The organism is Paenibacillus eucommiae (assembly GCF_017874215.1).
Classification (GTDB): Bacteria; Bacillota; Bacilli; order Paenibacillales; family NBRC-103111; genus Paenibacillus_AI; species Paenibacillus_AI eucommiae.
Window position 1 is genome coordinate 15,606 of the sequence record NZ_JAGGLB010000060.1, and the last position, 17,758, is coordinate 33,363.

The 17,758-nt window shown below is 47.8% G+C and carries 17 protein-coding genes; 10 read left to right on the forward strand and 7 right to left on the reverse strand.

What is annotated here, in order from left to right; genetic code table 11:
- Positions 1-7 precede the first annotated feature (7 nt).
- The 8 genes from J2Z66_RS41305 (at position 8) to J2Z66_RS41340 (ending at position 10,658) form a co-directional block, all read left to right on the forward strand.
- Positions 8-2,482 (forward strand): DUF4838 domain-containing protein, encoded by a 2,475-nt coding sequence (locus J2Z66_RS41305; protein WP_209979743.1) that lies wholly within the window; start codon positions 8-10, stop codon positions 2,480-2,482.
- A 64-nt stretch (positions 2,483-2,546) separates the two neighbouring features.
- The gene (locus J2Z66_RS41310) at positions 2,547-4,613 is read left to right on the forward strand and encodes a hypothetical protein (RefSeq protein ID WP_209979745.1); all 2,067 of its coding nucleotides are present in this window, start codon (positions 2,547-2,549) and stop codon (positions 4,611-4,613) included.
- Positions 4,614-4,794: 181 nt separating this feature from the next.
- A complete protein-coding gene (locus J2Z66_RS41315; RefSeq protein WP_209979747.1) occupies positions 4,795-6,051 on the forward strand; it encodes a beta propeller repeat protein in 1,257 nt (418 codons plus the stop codon).
- A gap of 135 nt (positions 6,052-6,186) precedes the next feature.
- Entirely contained in the window at positions 6,187-6,531 is a 345-nt protein-coding gene (locus J2Z66_RS41320) for a YojF family protein (RefSeq protein ID WP_209979749.1), read from the forward strand.
- 32 nt (positions 6,532-6,563) lie between these two features.
- Positions 6,564-7,220: a bacillithiol biosynthesis deacetylase BshB2 gene (gene bshB2 / locus J2Z66_RS41325; protein WP_209979777.1), complete on the forward strand. Its 657-nt coding sequence runs from the start codon at positions 6,564-6,566 to the stop codon at positions 7,218-7,220.
- Between the two features lie 173 nt (positions 7,221-7,393).
- Complete coding sequence (locus J2Z66_RS41330) at positions 7,394-8,935, forward strand: MDR family MFS transporter (protein ID WP_209979750.1); 1,542 nt, start codon at positions 7,394-7,396, stop codon at positions 8,933-8,935.
- 17 nt (positions 8,936-8,952) lie between these two features.
- A complete protein-coding gene (locus J2Z66_RS41335; RefSeq protein ID WP_209979752.1) occupies positions 8,953-9,921 on the forward strand; it encodes a helix-turn-helix transcriptional regulator in 969 nt (322 codons plus the stop codon).
- On the forward strand, positions 9,918-10,658 hold the full coding sequence (locus J2Z66_RS41340; protein WP_209979754.1) for an SDR family oxidoreductase: 741 nt from the start codon (positions 9,918-9,920) through the stop codon (positions 10,656-10,658). The genes J2Z66_RS41335 and J2Z66_RS41340 overlap by 4 nt, the downstream gene beginning before the upstream one ends.
- Before the next feature lie 60 nt (positions 10,659-10,718).
- On the opposite strand, the gene J2Z66_RS41345 is transcribed toward J2Z66_RS41340, so the two are convergent.
- The 6 genes from J2Z66_RS41345 to J2Z66_RS41365 all read right to left on the reverse strand — a co-directional run bounded on the left by J2Z66_RS41345 (position 10,719) and on the right by J2Z66_RS41365 (position 15,082).
- Complete coding sequence (locus J2Z66_RS41345) at positions 10,719-10,994, reverse strand: 4a-hydroxytetrahydrobiopterin dehydratase (protein ID WP_209979756.1); 276 nt, start codon at positions 10,992-10,994, stop codon at positions 10,719-10,721.
- A gap of 211 nt (positions 10,995-11,205) precedes the next feature.
- Positions 11,206-11,331: a YjcZ family sporulation protein gene (locus J2Z66_RS43235; protein WP_245376232.1), complete on the reverse strand. Its 126-nt coding sequence runs from the start codon at positions 11,329-11,331 to the stop codon at positions 11,206-11,208.
- 169 nt (positions 11,332-11,500) lie between these two features.
- On the reverse strand, positions 11,501-12,388 hold the full coding sequence (locus tag J2Z66_RS41350; RefSeq protein WP_209979758.1) for a metal ABC transporter permease: 888 nt from the start codon (positions 12,386-12,388) through the stop codon (positions 11,501-11,503).
- Positions 12,385-13,320, reverse strand: a complete 936-nt coding sequence (locus J2Z66_RS41355; protein WP_209979759.1) for a metal ABC transporter permease — start codon at positions 13,318-13,320, stop codon at positions 12,385-12,387. Before J2Z66_RS41355 ends, J2Z66_RS41350 begins: the two co-directional genes overlap by 4 nt.
- A 5-nt stretch (positions 13,321-13,325) precedes the next feature.
- Positions 13,326-14,090, reverse strand: a complete 765-nt coding sequence (locus J2Z66_RS41360; RefSeq protein ID WP_209979761.1) for a metal ABC transporter ATP-binding protein — start codon at positions 14,088-14,090, stop codon at positions 13,326-13,328.
- Between the two features lie 20 nt (positions 14,091-14,110).
- A complete protein-coding gene (locus J2Z66_RS41365; RefSeq protein WP_209979763.1) occupies positions 14,111-15,082 on the reverse strand; it encodes a metal ABC transporter solute-binding protein, Zn/Mn family in 972 nt (323 codons plus the stop codon).
- A gap of 364 nt (positions 15,083-15,446) precedes the next feature.
- On the opposite strand from J2Z66_RS41365, the gene J2Z66_RS41370 reads away from it, so the two are divergent.
- Together J2Z66_RS41370 and J2Z66_RS41375 are read left to right on the forward strand one after the other, a co-directional pair.
- Positions 15,447-16,226, forward strand: a complete 780-nt coding sequence (locus J2Z66_RS41370; protein WP_209979765.1) for an ABC transporter ATP-binding protein — start codon at positions 15,447-15,449, stop codon at positions 16,224-16,226.
- A gap of 149 nt (positions 16,227-16,375) precedes the next feature.
- The gene (locus J2Z66_RS41375) at positions 16,376-17,113 is read left to right on the forward strand and encodes a class I SAM-dependent methyltransferase (protein ID WP_209979767.1); all 738 of its coding nucleotides are present in this window, start codon (positions 16,376-16,378) and stop codon (positions 17,111-17,113) included.
- A gap of 426 nt (positions 17,114-17,539) precedes the next feature.
- Here the strand turns inward: J2Z66_RS41375 and J2Z66_RS41380 are convergent, their stop codons facing one another.
- Complete coding sequence (locus tag J2Z66_RS41380; RefSeq protein ID WP_209979769.1) at positions 17,540-17,695, reverse strand: hypothetical protein; 156 nt, start codon at positions 17,693-17,695, stop codon at positions 17,540-17,542.
- Positions 17,696-17,758 lie beyond the last annotated feature (63 nt).

Consider the following 17,758-nt stretch of genomic DNA (forward strand, 5'->3'; position numbering starts at 1 on the left):
TAATTCTATGGATACTAGTTTGAGACTAAGGATAGTGGACAACGGTCAGCCTGTAGCTGCTATAAGGGTGTCCCTGAATGCTGATAATCAGACACAGAATGCGGCTGCCAAGCTGGCTGCATATATAAAAAGGTCGACTGGGGCGGAGCTGCCGATTCTGCTTGATGATCCTGCATTTGACCAAACCCAGCCTTCCAACTGTGAGGTAGAAATCTATGTGGGTGCCGAAGGGCTACCAGCAGGTAGGGGGCAGGCTAATCTGCTTGATGGGATGGATGGAGATGGCTTCGTTATCCAGCAGAATGCAGCGCGTATTACGATTGCGGGTCCGACCTCATGGGGGACGGAATTTGGAGTTGATGAATTTCTGGAGCGCTATGTGGGTGTACGCTGGCTGGCGCCAGGAGAAGATTGGGAGGACGTGCCGCATCAAACAGATTTATCGCTGCCTGCCTACGATTTGATTCGTCAGGAGCCTGCCTTTATCTCACGTGAATTTGACGCTCATGCCACGAACACACCAGAGCGTGAAGCTTGGGCTCGGAACAACCGGATGCATGGACGCGTCGAATTCAAACATAATTTATTTAATTTGTTCCCACCCTCAGAATACAAGGATACCCATCCGCAATTTTTTCGGGAGGGAGCCTATCTGGACGGTCATAGCGGCTGGCAGCCCTGTTTTACGGCAGAGGGCATTGTGCAAGAAGCCGTTAAGAACATTAACGCTTATTTCGATGCTAATCCAGAGGCTACATCTTATTCGCTAGGCTCAAATGATGGCACTGCTGACGGAAGTGGTTATTGTGAGGATCATCCAAACCATCCGCATTATCCGGACAAAGTCAATTCGGTCGGGTTTACGGACATGTCTAATATTTATTACAACTGGGTGAATGAGGTATCCAAAGGTGTGTTTGCCAAGCATCCGGATAAATATTTAGGATTATTAGCATATGTAGAGGTTTATGACCCACCGACCCATGTTACATTGGATCCACGTGTGATTGTTTATATTACAGATGATCGACTGACTTGGGGAGACCCGGATTTGAAGGCTGCAGGACATGAGTTAACGGAAAGATGGGCAGAAGCAGCGCAGGGCCTGGCCTACTACGAATATTTATGGGGAACGCCTTATATGGTTCCGAGAGCATACTTCAATATAATGGCAGAGAATTATAAATACGCCAAAAAAGCAGGGGTTACCACAAATTATGCTGAGATGGTACCGAATTTCGGAGAAGGGCCGAAGCCATGGCTCTCAACCCGATTGCAATGGAACCCGGAGCAGGATGTTGAGACTCTGATTAACGAATGGTATGAGCGCGCTGTGGGTGCTGACGCGGCTGCTGATTTGGCAGCTTATTATGAGATATGGAGGGACTTCTGGGAAAATCGTATGTTCCAAACCAGGTGGTATACCGATTGGGCTCAATCCGATCCACGGATACCCTATTTGAACTTCCTCGACGACAGCTATCTTGAAGCGGTTACACAAGTAGATATGGCACAAAGCCGCTGCCTGCTGGAATCGGTTGTTGCGAAAGCTGTTACTGCCAAGCAAAAGAAGCGTGCAGAGGCTTTACTGCGATCCTTCGAATACTACGAAGCATCAGTATTAAGCCATACGGTGGAGAAAACAGCTGTTCCTCAGCCAACAGATGAGACGGCAGCGCTCACTCTGGTGCAGATCGTCATGGAGAAAATAAGGCTGGCAGAAAAGCGGCGGGATCTAATTGAGGATTTCGCAGACGATCCTTTCCTGCAGCAAGCATTTAGTCCATATTCTGTTGATAGTAAAACACTTGGTGGGTACACACGGGTTTGGTCGGGTATGACAAAAGCTGAAATGGACGCCATAGTTGCCTGGCTGGAGCAGGGAGATTCTACTGGAACGGTACATCTGTTTCTCCAGAATCTGTCCATGAATGATCCGGTAGAGGCTGTTCGGAGCTACGCCAATATCTTGTTAAGGAGTGCAGATAGCGAAGCGAGAAAGCTAATGAACGCTAATCCATCCTTTGAACTGGCAGGAGCTACTGCTGATAGGGCTGATTCATGGAACTTACGGCTTTATGATGGGCTTGAAATGCAGAGAACCGATGCATTCAAGCGAACTGGCACACACTGTATTAAGGCCAAAGGGATAAAGAGTGGCGGGCTTACTCAGATGGTGCAGGTACAGCCCGGAGTTCATGTGATGTCTTTGGCGTACTATTCACCTAAGAGTTCGACAGGCAAAGGAACGATTCGGCTGCAAATTGATTTCTGGGATGCGCAAAACAAGCATATAGGAACAGTTAGACCTTACTTGGAGACAAAGCGCGTCTCAGATACTACCGGAGAATGGGTCGGCATTTATTGGGCGGGAGAATTTCCTGAAGGAATTGATAAAGTGGAAATGAATGCTTTACTGGAGAATTTCAATACTGATCAGGAAGTATACATTGATGATTTCTACCTCAATTGTTTGACATGAATATATGGATGTCAGAATTTGAAAATCAGAAATAAATTGGCAGGCGGAGGAAGGGGGAAGTACTGTGGGGCATTATGAATTTCAATTGGATCCAATCGTTCCTTTTTTATTTGTTGCCAGTAAGAAAGAAGAGATGCTCGCAGCCCTTCGCAGATTAAAGCAGGAAGCAGGCATTAAAAAATTTATCCTCGTATTTCCACAGTGGAACGGGGAGTCGAAGCTGCCTACTGCCGTCCATGCTTTTGAGAAATTCGGTGATCTGATCCAGGAAGTGCGGCAGCATCTGGCCGAAGACGGCATCGAAGTGGGATGGTGGTGTTCGCCAAGCTTATCTGTAGGACCTCAGCCCTTGAATGAACAGGAGCATCCTTTTCAAAAAATAATAGGCATTGACGGTGCTGCTTCAAGAACAGCGAATTGCCCATTGGATAAGACATATATAGAGCTATTGAGCGGTTATGTGCAAACGGTTGTGGAGAGGGGCCGTCCTCCATTTGTGTTTTTTGAAGACGATTATGAAATCAGCAATCATGATGTAGTGAAGTTTGGCTGCTTCTGTCCATTGCACTTGGGGCGCTTCTCGCAACAAATGGGTTTGAGCAAGGACTTGTCGAGGGAAGAATTAGAAGCTATTTTTCGTCGTGGCGACGAGCTGTCGGTGGATTACCGCAAAGCTTGGGCAAGGCTAATGAAAGACTCTCTGGTCGAGCTTGCAAGTGAAGTACGGGCAGCTGTAGATGAGGTTGCACCACAAACAAGACTGGCGCTGTGTCAGCCTGGCTCCTGTGATTTCGATGGAGAGTTGACGGAAGCTGTTGCCAGAGCTTTTGCTGGAAGCACGAGACCGCTCGTTCGTTTGTTTGGCAGTGACTACAATAGCGATGTGGCGAATAATTTTCCCGGCCTGACCTTTCATTTCCTGCATTCCAAGCAGACGTTAAGTGGCGATCTGGAGTTGATCCATGAATCGGATCCTTATCCGCATTCCCGCTTCTTCTTCTCAGCGGCCAAGCTGCGTTCACTCATTACCCTGGCTATGTTCTACGGCCTAGACGGATCGCAAACGTATGTGACGCAATATACGGACGGCCCGCTGGAGGAAGAAGGATATTTCACGATGGTAGGCCAAAGCAAAGCGTTCTTCTCTGAGTTAAGGCGTTCGGTTGCCGATTTTGAAATGGCAGGTCCGCGGATTTTATACCGCCCGTTTGCCCATGCTTATCGCCCGATTGCCGGCAATCAAGGTCCGTTTATTGTAGCGCCCGCCTGGGCATCTGTTCTGGGCAGATTCGGGATTCCTTATTCGATAAAATCGGAGGAAGGGCCAGTCATGGTCTGTGGAGAGGAAATTCTGGATCTATCCAAAGATGAACTGATGGAGCTATTCAAAGGAGGGGTCTTCCTTGACGGTCTGGCGGCCTTCTATCTTTGCAAAAACGGATATGGTGATTTGATCGGGGCCGAGGTGACGAATCTGGAAAGCACGCTTAGCGACAGCATTGGCTATGAGCGGCTTACAGAGCTTACCCCATGGAGGGAGCATACGGCTGGAGAAAGGATGTATTATACGAACTTAACGGTTACGGTTCATCAGGAGTCCAATGTATTTCAGATTGTTGGCCTGAACGAATCGACGCAGGTATTATCCGAGTTTGTAGATGAATTTGATCAAGTGGTTGCGCCATCGACCGTTCTCTTTACGAACCGGCTGGGCGGCCGCGTGGCGATTAACGCCTATAACCTGCAGGCTAATGACTCCGCATCCGTGTATAATTACAAACGTAAGGAGCAGTTTAGAGGGATTATCGAGTGGCTCGGTGGAACGAATCTGCCCGTTTATGCGGCGGCCAAGCATCCGAATGTTTTTGTCAGTGCCCAGGAGCACAAAGAGTCGGGCGACAAGATGGTTGCGATTTTTAATATGAGTCTCGACCCTATGCCGCAGGTAACACTTATGATTGATGTTAAATGGATGAAGAACTATGCATATCGCTTGGATAATGATGGGGTATGGATGTCTGTTGATATAAATACAACGGAATTCAAAGTAGATAAGTACAAAACTGTGATACCTCACCCATGCTTGACATTGCATCCTTTAATACTTAGATTTACAGATCAACAAATTTAAAAATCAAGAGAGGCGCCTTCGCGGCCTCTTTTTTTGTTTGCTTGCAGGATCCATGCAATGTTTAGGAAACTATATTTCTGTTTAATACGTCTAAAGAATGTACAGCTTAAAAGAGAGGTCTGTTTTTTTACACTCTGTAGCAGCTTCTCGTTTGTTTAAATAGAGAAATGGAGGAGAGAAAATGAACAGCTTACGTATATTGAAATTTCCTGTCATCCTGTGTCTCATGTTCATTATTTTAGCCGGATGCCAGAGTCAAGCCAGTACAAGCACACCAGACGCCGGAGGTGGAAGTCCCTCCCCTACGGCTACAGATAATGGAGCATCCACAACGCCTTCAACAGAGCCTTCGCCTGAACCTACTACGGGACCTTCTGCATCACCTTCAACGGGCGCTGGAGCAAGCCCCAATTCCAACACGCCAGCCGATGGCAGCATGGGGAAAGTAACGGCGGTACGCTTAGCTGATGCGCAATCAGGCTGGGTTGGCGGAGAAGGGTGGATAGCAAGAACGGATGATGGCGGAAAAAAATGGAAGACACAATATAAGGGTAAGGGAACGATCAAGCAGTTGTTTGCGTTAAACAGTAAAGAGGCTTGGGCTACAATTGATGAAACTCCTGACCAGAATTCAGTAAAGCTTCAATTGCTGAGTACCACAGATGGAGGCAAGAACTGGAAAGTAGAAGGTAGCGTACCGAATCTAGGATTCCTACATTTCGTTTCGAGCAATGAGGCGTTCAGCGCTAACGCGATGACAAAAGACCGCGGAAAAACATGGATCACTATGCCTGTTCCAGATTCTATTATTGGCGATGCTTATTTTCATGATAAAAATAACGGCTGGGCCTTGACTTCGACCAAAGATAAGCTTGAAATTAAGCGGACCACAGACGGCGGTCAAAAATGGAGCACAGTCATGTCCAGAGATGCAGCTGCAACGCCTAATGGTGCTGTCATTCGTTCAGCAGGCGCCAATGATGCCTGGGTAGAAATCATCGGTGATTCAGGGATGTCGCAGACATCGTATTCGCTTTTCCATACTTCTGACGGCGGCAAAAATTGGCAGACCGTAATTGCCAATTCAACGGCTGGTGCTGGACCTGCACCTGGTTTTCCACTGGGTTACGATGATGGACCGAAGAATAATGGTTCCAAGCCAGGTACCCTGTATGTAGTCAATCCACAAGTTGCTTTTATGGGTGGACAATGTCCCGCTTGCGATGAAGCTAATACTGTCGGCTGGACAAAGGATGACGGGAAAACCTGGACCAATGGGAAGCAAGCGTTCAAAGGGTACGGCGAGCAAGGACTGGCGATGGCAGATGCCAATCAAGGCTGGTTGATCACAACAGATAATACGGAGCCGTCTGTTATGTATACGACTTCCGATGGCGGCCAGCATTGGAATAAAGTGCATACTTTCGATAAGCCTTAAAGATAAGTAGATTAATTCATTTGTTTGTCTAAAAATAACCCGTCTCCAGCAGCTAATGCTGGGCGGGTTATTTTGATTTAACTTGTTTTCGGGCTATAATATTTGAAGTATACGTTGGAAGGTGGAGGTGTCGGCATGCAGCTTATTAGTCAAACAGAAATACAACGCAGAATTGACCTGTTGAAGGATCAGGATTTATACGTGCATCTTGAGATGACATCGGGCGCTTACGCCGCCCATTTGGATAGCACTAAGCATCCAACTGCTACCTTTATCACCAACGCGATCATTCGTTATTCCCACGGATCGATCGCTGGGGTCGGACCATACCGTGTCGGCCTGAAGACGGAGCAAGGATGGATCTACTCCGAGGGACTGACCCACTACGATGAAACGGAGATGGGCCGGTTGATTATGGCGGGACACGATAGCGCAGGCAAGCTTGTCGTTGCCTTGCAGCTTAGCCGGGAGCCCTTCTGATAGAAAAGGAGATGAGTGATAAGATGAGTGATATGGAACGGCAAATTTTGGTTGTGCTCCCGCATCCGGATGATGAGGCCTTCGGCGTGTCCGGAACATTGGCCAAGCATTTGCAGAACGGGGCCCAAGTGACCTACGCCTGTCTGACACTGGGGGAAATGGGCCGGAACATGGGGATTCCGCCGTTTGCCACTCGCGTGACGCTTCCGGAAGTAAGGAAGAAGGAGCTGGAGGAGTCCTGCCGCGCAATTGGCATTCAGGATTTGCGAATGCTCGGCTTTCACGATAAAACGATCGAATTCGAGGAGCGGGACTTGCTGGAAGGCTGTATCTATGATCTGCTGGCGGAGCTTGAGCCATCTCTGGTCATTACGTTCTATCCGAGCTATGCCGTCCATCCTGATCATGACGCCTGCGGCGCTGCCGTTGTCCGTGCGGTTGCCAGACTGCCCGAAGGAGCGAGACCGCCGGTACACTGCATGGCTTTTGCCAGAAATTATGAGCAAACAATCGGAAAGCCTGATGTCATTGTCGATGTGAGCGATTTTCTGCAGCAGAAGATGGACGCCATCAGAGCGCATCGCTCCCAGTTCCAGGCAGCAGAGCTGCTCGGGAACAAGGAGTATACGGATGCGGAAATCCGGGAACGGTTCGGTACGGAACAGTTCTGGACGTATCGCTTCGACTGAGGTCAGCATGAATGCCAAGAAAAGAGGGAAGAGCATGTCGCCTTTCCTCTTTTCTTATTTTTTTCGCTTAGCCGCTCATTCCTGCCACACTGTTGTCAACAAGGATGGTTTATGATTGCTTCATAAGATTCATAAATTACATCAACTTGAACACAGGAAGGAACGGGATTTTAATGAACCAAGCACTGGACAAAAAGAACAAAATAGGGGTTATCATTGCAGGGCTGCTGCTTGCCATTCTGATGGCCTCGATGGACAACACGATTGTAGCGACAGCAATGGGAACGATTGTTGGCGAGATTGGCGGTCTTGATAAATTCGTCTGGGCCACATCTGCCTATATGGTAGCGGAGATGGCCGGTATGCCGATATTCGGCAAGCTGTCCGATATGTATGGACGCAAACGTTTTTTTACATTCGGTATCGTTGTATTTATGATCGGCTCTGCGTTATGTGGGATGGCGGAATCGATTGTTCAGCTCAGTATGTACAGAGCTATTCAGGGGATCGGCGCAGGCGCCATGGTGTCCATTGCGTTCACGATCATGTTCGATGTTGTTGCACCAGAGAACAGAGGAAAGATGACAGGAATGTTCGGGGCTTTATTCGGTTTATCGAGTATAGCCGCTCCGCTGCTCGGTGGTTATATTACGGACTATCTTCAATGGGAATGGATTTTCTACATAAATTTACCGCTAGGTCTGATTGCTTTCCTCTTGATTGTGTTTTTCTACAAAGAATCGACGGATCATGCCAGGCAAAAAATTGATTTTCTGGGAGCCTTTCTGCTGGTTGGGGCAATTATATGCCTTATGCTCGGAGTTGAGCTCGGCGGCAAAGAGTACGCATGGGGTTCACCACAAATATTGGGGATGTTTGCAGGCTTCGTAGTACTTGTCATTTTGCTTGTTTTTGTGGAGAAAAGGGCAGCCGAGCCGATCATTTCATTCCGAATGTTCCGAAACCGGCTGTACACCACTAGCAATATGGTTGCGATGCTTAGCGGAGCTACGTTCATGACCGCTTCGATGTTTATACCGATTTATATTCAAGGCGTACTTGGCGGCTCCGCGACTAACGCAGGACTTGTACTGCTTCCGATGATGGTGGGTTCCGTAGTAACTGCAACCGTAGGCGGATTCTTGATGTCAAAGCTTCCGTACCGGACGATTCTGATTCCAACACTCGTCATTCTGATCGCTGGCATGGCGCTACTGGCTGCTCTGACAATGGAATCACCACGGTTTCTCATCACAGTCTATATGGTTCTGATTGGACTTGGTATCGGTGCTTCTTTCTCGGTACTCAGCAGTGCAGCCATTCATTCGTTTCCGGCTACACAGCGGGGAGCAGCGACCTCGACGCTGAATTTCAACCGGTCACTCGGTATGACGCTTGGCATTACGATATTTGGCATCATTCAGAGCCATTCGCTTACTGATAAGCTAACCAAGGCGTTCGGCAGCGGCGGAGCGGCGAATATGTCCGTAGATGTCGACTTTAGCGACCCTTACGTGCTGCTGAATCCGGAAATCCGTCAATCTATGGATGGGAAAGCGCTGAGCACGATTACGGAGGGGCTATCTTCTTCGATCATCGCGACCTTTGCTTGGAGCCTCATCCCGGCAGTTTTGGCGCTGGCTGCGGCGTTCATTATGAGCAGGGAGAAGCTGGACCCGGCCTCGGAGGCAGACGGATACGCAGCCTCGCATTAATTACTGGAGGGACAGAAATGAAACTCGAACGGCTTATGGCCATCACGATACTTTTATTGAACCGCAAACGCGTGCAAGCACAAGAGCTGGCTGACCGGCTGGAGGTATCTTTGCGGACGATTTACCGCGATTTGGAGTCATTAAGTCTCGCTGGAATTCCTATTGTCTCGTACACGGGTATGGAAGGAGGCTATGAAATTATGGATAGCTTCCGCCTGGATCGGCAGATGCTGTCATTTGATGAACTGGTTACAATGTTTACCGCTCTGCGCGGGCTCCAGTCGACACAGGCGCTGAATCATTCCAATATGGATCGTCTGCTCGATAAGGTCGGGGCACTGGTCTCACAAGCGGAAAAGGGACGTTTGGCCGATAGCGATCATATCCACATTGACTTTACCCCCTGGAAAAATAGTGAAGCAGAGCGAAACAAATATGAAGCGCTGCACAAAGCCATAAAGGATAAAATGCGGATCCGTTTCTCCTATACAGACGGCCTGGGAGGAGAAACGGAGCGTTGCATAGAGCCGCTAGGTCTTGCGCTTAAAGGGTATGCGTGGTATTTGCATGGTTATTGCCTGAATCGCGAGGATTACCGGACGTTCAAGCTTTCCCGCATACGGGGGCTGCAGATCCTTACGGAATCCTTCATTCGACGGGATGTGGAGCTCTCAAAGCTAAATGAACCATGGAAAAAGCGCAGAACTGAAAAGACAGTTGATGCAGTGCTTCGTTTCTCAGGTGATGCCAAAGTTTCGGCTGCGGACTATTTTGATGAGCATGAGATGGAAAGAATGCCTGACGGTTCTGTTATTGTACGCACCCAATTACCTGATGGCGGGAAGTGGATAATCGGCTTCCTGCTCCAATTCAGGAGCGACTTGCTTATTCTAGAACCTGCCCATATAGCCGCGGAGCTAAAGAAAATGGCACTGGAAATATCAGCTTTGTATCTCGATTCCGGGGAAAGGAGGCAATTAGAATGAGTGTAAAAGGAAAAGTGGCAATCATTACGGAAGGTTCGGAAGGCATTGGACGAGCAGCTTCCATACTGTTGGCTCAGCGAGGTGCAAAAGTGGTTGTCCAGTATGTAAAGGATGCCGCGGCTGCTGAAGCGGTCGTGTCTGTTATTCGGGCAAATGGCGGTCAAGCGACTGCGCTGCAGGCCGATGTTCGTGAGAAGGATCAAGTTCTAAGGCTAGTCGATGCTGTGAATGAATCCTTTGGCCGTATCGATATTTTGGTTTGCAACGGGAATATGACGTTCGAGGCAAAACCTTTTGCCGAATTGTCGTGGCAGGAATTCTCGCAAAAGGTAGATGATGAGCTGAAAAGCGCCTTCGTGATGACGAAAGCGGTAATCCCAACGATGACCGGGCAGCAGTGTGGGCGAATTATTTATATTTCAAATACCTTCGGCAAAGACCCTTCACCTCTTATGATCGCTCATGGTACGGCTAAGGGAGGCCTCGATTCGTTCTCATTGTATATTGCACAGGAATTTGGTCCATATGGCATTTCCGCTAATGTTGTTGCCCCTGGCCTGATGCAAATGGATGTCAGTCCTAGTTGGTCAGAGCAGGAGAAGCGGTTGATTAGTAATTTTACACCGCTTGGTCGCGTAGCAGTGCCTGAAGATGTTGCAGGCGTAATCGCTTTCCTGGCTAGTGACGATGCTCGTTTTGTGACCGGGACCTATACGCCTGTAACGGGTGGATTATAAATGAATAAACTATTACATCAATGTCATAGTTTGAGGTGAGCACATAGCAATCAGGTACAGCTAGATAGCATCAATTTGCTGGGCTAATAAAAAGTCCTTGCCAGTCACTCCACCACTATCGTGGGTTGTTAAAGTAACCGTTACCTTGTTGTATTGAATGCGTATATCGGGATGATGATTCGCTTCCTCAGCCAATCCGGCAATGGCGTTAACGAGTACAATCGACGCTTTGAAATCATTTTGTTGGAAAGTTTTAGTGAGTGCGTTATTTTCAAATTTCCAGGTAGGCAGCTTGCTTGAAAAAACAATGATTTGTTCGTCCGATAGCTTACACATGCCGACTCATCTCCCTAATATATCTAATATGACAAATATAGCTGATCTAACTGATCTAACTAATCTAACTAATCTAACTAATCTAACTGATCTAAATATGCCCAGTGTCAGTGTATTTACCCGCTTTTTTACCCGGTGAATCAATTTAAAGAAAAACGACAAGGCCCCTTGGACATAAAGTCCCCGGGGCCTTGAAATTTATAAGGTTATATTACCATGCGAATGCGGATGTGATAATAACCAAAAGTATAAAAAGAACTAGAATGGCGCCAGTGCTAACACCAAATCCACCACCGCAACCGCAACCTGCTCCTACTCCTGCAACCGGGTATGACATATTCCATGCACTCCTTTCATACATGAGGTTTGCTTGACTCGTTATTGTATGTCTCCTAGTCAAGTGTTGATTGGACATGAGCACAGAAATTGGAAAAAAAGAAGGCTGACATCATTAGGTCCATTCGGATTCTAATGATGTCAGCCTGCAGCTGGCACTCATCTGGCATTTATCTGGCTGTGTCCTCTTGCAGCATTTTCTTTTGTAAAAATTTGCGAAAGATGACACCGTGTGTGGGTGAGAAGAGCAAGGCGATAACAAACATTGCACCAGCTACGCTTATCATGCTTCCAGCAATCGAAGCGTCTAATAAATGAGCGATATAATAGCCGACAACAGAGCTCAGGCTGCCGATCAGGACGCTGTACAGGATCATGCGGCTCAGCTTTTCCGTAAGCAGATAAGCCGTAGCAGGAGGTACAACGAGCATGCCGACCACGAGGATTGCTCCTACACTTTCGAAAGAGGCAACCGTGCTGACGGACACAAGCCCCATAAGCAAATAATGGAACAGGATGACAGGAATGCCTGCCGCGGCAGCCATCGCCGGGTCAAAGGAGCAAATTTTAAACTGCTTATAAAATACGGATATAATAATGACGCTTAGCAATAGCGCAAGACCTACTGCCCAGACTGCTTTGGGTCCGATGTCCATGCCGGCAAATTGCAGCGTATTCCATGGGACGTAAGCAATTTCTCCATAAAGCACGCAATCGAGATCGAGATCGATGTTTCGGGTATACATGCTGATAAGGATAACCCCAATGGCGAAAAGGGCGGTAAATACAACCCCGATCGACGCATCCGACTGCACACCGCTCTGGTGAAACAGTTGAATGAGAAATACGGTAACAAGGCCCAGCACGGCAGCTCCCAAAAGCATAAACAAAGAATCTCTGGAGCCGCTGATCAGAAAAGCGATAACGATGCCGGGAAGCACGGCGTGGCTGATCGCATCTCCGATCATAGCCATCTTCCTCAGCACAAGAAAGCATCCAACGATACTACAAGTACTTGCCACAAGGGCGCCTGTTAAAATAATCCAAAATGTACTCATAGGTTACTCCCTTCCTGCAGCGACGGAAACGCGGTATCTTCCCGTCTCACATTGTTGCGGACCGAGATGCGCAGAAATACCTTGGACAAAATCCCGCGGCGGGGAGCGCATAAGAGAGAAATGGCAAAGATAGCTGTTGCCGATAAAACAATAAAAGGACCGGTAGGTAAATTACTGCCGCTAGCGCTGATCAACGTTCCAATCAAACCGCTTAGCGCTCCAAATATTCCTGACAACACAACCATGACATTCAGCTTCTCTGTCCAGTAACGGGCTGAAACTGCTGGTGTAATTAGCAAAGCGGCCATTAATACCACGCCGACAGCTTGAAGGCCGACTACCACAGCAACCACAATCAGGAACATGATAAACTGCTCCAGCACGGTAACAGGAAAGCCAAGTCCGCGGGCAAAGCCAGGATCGAAGCTAATCAGCTTGAATTCCTTGAAGAGCAGCGTACAAGCCCCGATCAGCAGGATGGAAATTATGGCCATAGTAATTACATCAGAGTGAATCATCGAGGCGGCCTGCCCAAATAGAAATTTGTCGAGACCGCTTTGATTGCCGCTGCCGCTATGTTGAATTTGAGTTAGCAATACGATGCCAACCCCAAAAAATACGGTAAGGATAATCGCCAGTGCCGAATCCTGTTTAATTCTGGACTGACGTGTTATAAATCCAATAGCGAAGGTAGCCAATAAACCTGCCGCTGCTGCACCGACCAGAAATAACAGGACGGATTTTGAGCCGGTTAGCATGAAGACAATACATACACCCGGCAAAGCGGCATGCGACAAAGCGTCTCCCATTAAGGATTGCTTGCGCAAGTAGGCAAAGCTGCCGATAACTCCGCTGCTTAAGCCGAGGAGCATGCAGCCCATTAAGATCCATTGTGTATTCGGATCCTGAAAAATTTTCCAAAAGTCCAACATGCTCATCACCTCGTGCTTGTAATCAATGTGGAGGCATTGTTATGCTCCAGCATCGTTAATCTGCCACCGTACGTTTCCTGCAGCTTTTCGGTAGTGAACACTTCCTCAGTCGGGCCAAAAGCGACAATTTGCACATTCAGCAGCAGCACCCAGTCGAAATATTCCTTCACAGTAGCAAGGTCGTGATGAACGACCAGAACGGTTTTTCCCTGTTTTTTCAATTCATTGAGCAATGTAATAATTGCTTTCTCAGTAGCGGCATCGACGCCGGCAAAGGGTTCATCCATAACATACAGGCTGGCGTCCTGAGCCAAGGCTCTTGCCAGGAAAATTCGCTGCTGCTGGCCGCCGGAGAGCTGACTGATCTGTCTGGTGGCGAAATCGGCCATGCCGACCTTGGCCAGACATTCCATCGCAATTTTTTTCTCTTTGGCTCCAGGGCGCTTGAACCAGCCAAGATGGCCATAGCGGCCCATCATCACCACATCGAGTGCATTCGTGGGGAAATCCCAGTCCACGGATTCACGCTGTGGTACATAACCAACCAGCTTCCGCTGCTCCTTGTAAGGGCGGCCATAGATGGCAACATCACCAGAAATACGTGGAATTAAGCCAAGCGCAGCTTTTATTAATGTCGATTTACCCGCACCGTTCGGACCGATAATACCGATTAGCTTTCCTTCCGGCACTTCGAAAGAAACTTGACGAAGCACCGGTTTTTTCTGATAGGCAACGGACATATTATGAATCTGTAAAGGTATACTGCTCATATGGATTCTCTCCTCAAATGTTATTTAAGAGCATGGACGATCGTGTCGACGTTATGCCGCACCATGCCGATGTATGTGCCTTCTGTTGTACCGTCTTCACCCATGGCGTCGGAGAAAAGCTCTCCGCCAATTTTCAGCTCATGTCCTTTTTCCTTGGCGCCCTGAATGACGGCATCGATTGCTTTACGGGGTACGCTGGATTCGATAAATACGGCCTTGACCTTACTTTCGACCAGGAAGTCCCGCAAGCTTGTTACATCCTTGGTGCCAGCTTCAGAAGCTGTGCTGATCCCCTGCAAACCCATTACTTTAATTCCATAAGCATCTCCGAAATAACCAAATGCATCATGGGCGGTTACAAGTACTCTGCTGCTTTCCGGAATTGAAGCGATTTTCTCGGTAATCTCTTGATGAAGCTGTTCCAGCTGTTTCAGGTAGGCTTCTGCATTATTTTTATAGTCTTCCGCATGGTCTGGATCGTGTTCAATCAGTACGTCCCGAATCGCTTCGGTAGCTTTCATCCAGTTCCTTACATCAAACCAAATGTGCGGATCATATTCGGTCCCCATCTTCTCATCGCCTGCTCTGAGCAAGGAGTGATCAATGTTTGCTGATACAGCTGCCACCGGCTTTTTCTTTGCCATTTGCTCAAGAATCTCAACCATTTTACCTTCCAGATGCAGACCGTTGTAGAAAATGATATCTGCATGGTCAAGCTTCGAAATATCTCCCTGTGAAGCTTTATATAAGTGTGGATCTACGCCAGCCTTCATCAACCCTACGACGGATACGTGATCTCCACCTACCTGTTTTACGACATCGGTGATCATCCCAATGGTCGCTGTAATTTTAATTTTTCCCTCACTATCGGGGAAGGCACTTTTGGTATTTGCGCATGCTGTCATAATAACTGTGAATGTTAATAAGGATAAGGCAATTAGCAGCAGCTTGGGCAAGCCTGTATGAATTCCCGTTTGTTTTTTCGTGTTCATTTGTTCAAGTTCTCCTTTTTCTCTTGTATTTCCCTCACACAACAATGTTTCCCTAGGAAAAGAAATAGTGTAAAAAAAACCGCCGTTATTCATTTAATTTGTATACTACCTACTTTATTATCCTACACCAAAATTATTGCCTGTACAACAAAAACTTTCTCTAGGGCAAAACTTATTGAGGAAAACCTAAAATAAAAGAGCCGCGATAGGTATTAGTCCTTACCTGGGCTTATCAGGCTTGGAAAGCGGTAAATTTGATGAGTTTATCAGCAGTTTGGAATGCTTGCTCCCAGCTTGAAAGAAGCTAATACGAGTGCTATGGTATTTATTGAGAGATATTTTTACGGGGAAGAAGAGAGGGCTTATGGCAAATATTATTGAAATGACAGATGTTACATGGAAGAGAGAAGATAAAACCCTGCTTCATCAGGTGAACTGGCAGGTAGCTAAGGGAGAACATTGGGCTATTCTCGGTTTGAATGGATCGGGAAAGACAACGCTGTTGAATATGCTGAACGGTTATATCTGGCCAACCAGCGGGAAAATCAGCGTGCTTGGAGAGGTTTACGGCAGTGTAGATCTCCGGGAACAGCGTAAATCCATCGGTTGGGTCAGCTCTTCTCTGCAGGAGAAGCTGTATGGTCAGGATAAAACACAATTTGTTGTCATAAGTGGCAAATATGCCTCCATCGGGATGTATGAAATTCCTACCGAGGGCGATCTTGAGAAAGCTTTTGTGCTTATGAACCAATTGGGCTGCAGCCATTTGATCGACCGGACTTATCAAAGCTGCTCCCAGGGAGAGAAGCAGAAGCTGCTCATAGCAAGGGCGCTGATGGCATCGCCGCAGCTGCTTATTTTGGATGAGGCCTGCAACGGGCTTGATTTTCTTTCCAAGGAATCGCTGCTTCGCAGTATTGAACAGCTCGCCGCGGAGCCGAATGCGCCTAATATGCTGTATGTGACTCATCATACGGAAGAAATATTACCGATGTTCACACATACGCTGCTAATTCGCCGCGGAGAAATTTATATGCAGGGAAAGACACCTGATGTGCTAAATACGTCCTGCTTGTCAGCTTTTTTTGAAACTCCCGTACATGTCGATTGGCATCATGAGCGTGCCTGGCTCTCCACGATTTAGCTCATACAGGTCGATATAGGATGTCATCTTATTCAAGCGATATAGGCAGGTGCATATTTTGTTCAAAAAGCCTAAGAATCCAAGCCAACAGCGGAGTTTTCCCATACCGTAATTAGGAAGCTGAAGTTACGGGAAGGGAGGAAATGTTGTTGAAGTATCTGGATATGCTTACTAAGCTTGGTGTGGGTAACGCTCACCCGGGAGGCTACGAGAAAACCTTGCTGCAGCTTGAGAAATATCCGCTGCAAGCCGGCAGCAAAGTGCTTGAAGTCGGCTGCGGCACTGGCCGCACCGCTTGCCTTCTCGCTGAGCAGGGCTGTGAGGTTACTGCTCTTGATATAAGGCCGGAAATGCTGGATAAGGCCAGGATTCGCGCGCAAACTTTGGAGCTGACGGTACGCTTTGTCGAGGGCGATGCCTGCTCACTGCCTTTTGAGGAGGGTGAGTTCGATATTGTTCTGGTAGAGTCTGTCACGAATTTCACGGATACGAGCAAGGCTGTCTCTGAATATAACCGGGTTCTCAGACCCGGAGGGAAGCTCTTTGACAGGGAGGTCATCCGGTGGAAAAAGATGCCGGCGAAGGCAGAGCGGGCGCTATGTGATTTCTATGGGGTGAAGGGGCTGCTCAGCATGGAGGAGTGGCAGCACACGCTCGAATCTCAAGGCTTTACAGCTGTAAGCTCGGACGATGTCGTTCCGTTCCCTCCTTATATGTGGGAGGATGCAATTCGGCACCCCGATCCCGTCAAGCTGGCCGATCATGCGATACTCATGGATCCGCAAGTTTGGCGCCTATCCTCGGAATATGATCAGCTTATGGAGAAGTACTACGAATATTTAGGATATGCCGTATTTATGGGGACAAAAGCATCTGGTGTGAATTAGCTGGAGTGCTGGAGGATGGAAAACTGGGAAGGCTGGAAGGCTGGAAGAGCCGGAAAGCTAGAAGAGCTGGAAGAGCTGGAAGAGCTGGAAGAGCTGGAAAGCTGGAAGAGCTGGAGAAGCTGGAGAAGCTAGAGAAGAGGGGCCGATCGTGGTCTTCCTCTTTTCTTTTTTGTGAATATACTGGGAAGAATAAGTTGTTGTTGGAAGCCTAGTGTGGATATGTTGAATTGACGTAGTATTGTTTTACAGTGATAAAGAGTTGTCGTGTTAAAATGTTTATGTAATGAAGAATGAAGAGAATTCGAAATGTTCATTATCATCACTATCCCTTTCCGTCAGGAAACAGACGCTTGCTGGCTGTTCGTTTGAGGAAAAGCGATAGCGTCCGTATTCAAAGATTCATTCCGACTCTCACATGCAATCCATTCAAGGGAACATATCTTTAACAGCGGCTTGAACCCACAGCCCCAATGTTGTCAGGTTAACGAGGGGCAGCGGACGCGAATGGAAAGCCAGTAACTGTAACGGACACCAGTGCTCCTTAGCGCCACCCAAAAGCCCAGCTGGAATTCTAACGGACATTAGCGCCTCTTACAGCCCTAACGGAGCGTATTTTTCCCTTGTTGAGCGGGTTAAGAGTCGCTG

Bases quoted from the DNA above. Each gene is read 5' to 3' on its own strand.
- J2Z66_RS41305 (WP_209979743.1), top strand. From the start codon at position 8: ATGGATACTAGTTTGAGACTAAGGATAGTGGACAACGGTCAGCCTGTA.
- J2Z66_RS41315 (WP_209979747.1), top strand. From the start codon at position 4,795: ATGAACAGCTTACGTATATTGAAATTTCCTGTCATCCTGTGTCTCATG.
- J2Z66_RS41320 (WP_209979749.1), top strand. From the start codon at position 6,187: ATGCAGCTTATTAGTCAAACAGAAATACAACGCAGAATTGACCTGTTG.
- bshB2 (WP_209979777.1), top strand. From the start codon at position 6,564: ATGGAACGGCAAATTTTGGTTGTGCTCCCGCATCCGGATGATGAGGCC.
- J2Z66_RS41330 (WP_209979750.1), top strand. From the start codon at position 7,394: ATGAACCAAGCACTGGACAAAAAGAACAAAATAGGGGTTATCATTGCA.
- J2Z66_RS41335 (WP_209979752.1), top strand. From the start codon at position 8,953: ATGAAACTCGAACGGCTTATGGCCATCACGATACTTTTATTGAACCGC.
- J2Z66_RS41340 (WP_209979754.1), top strand. From the start codon at position 9,918: ATGAGTGTAAAAGGAAAAGTGGCAATCATTACGGAAGGTTCGGAAGGC.
- J2Z66_RS41345 (WP_209979756.1), bottom strand. From the start codon at position 10,994: ATGTGTAAGCTATCGGACGAACAAATCATTGTTTTTTCAAGCAAGCTG.
- J2Z66_RS43235 (WP_245376232.1), bottom strand. From the start codon at position 11,331: ATGTCATACCCGGTTGCAGGAGTAGGAGCAGGTTGCGGTTGCGGTGGT.
- J2Z66_RS41350 (WP_209979758.1), bottom strand. From the start codon at position 12,388: ATGAGTACATTTTGGATTATTTTAACAGGCGCCCTTGTGGCAAGTACT.
- J2Z66_RS41355 (WP_209979759.1), bottom strand. From the start codon at position 13,320: ATGTTGGACTTTTGGAAAATTTTTCAGGATCCGAATACACAATGGATC.
- J2Z66_RS41360 (WP_209979761.1), bottom strand. From the start codon at position 14,090: ATGAGCAGTATACCTTTACAGATTCATAATATGTCCGTTGCCTATCAG.
- J2Z66_RS41365 (WP_209979763.1), bottom strand. From the start codon at position 15,082: ATGAACACGAAAAAACAAACGGGAATTCATACAGGCTTGCCCAAGCTG.
- J2Z66_RS41370 (WP_209979765.1), top strand. From the start codon at position 15,447: ATGGCAAATATTATTGAAATGACAGATGTTACATGGAAGAGAGAAGAT.
- J2Z66_RS41380 (WP_209979769.1), bottom strand. From the start codon at position 17,695: ATGTCCGTTAGAATTCCAGCTGGGCTTTTGGGTGGCGCTAAGGAGCAC.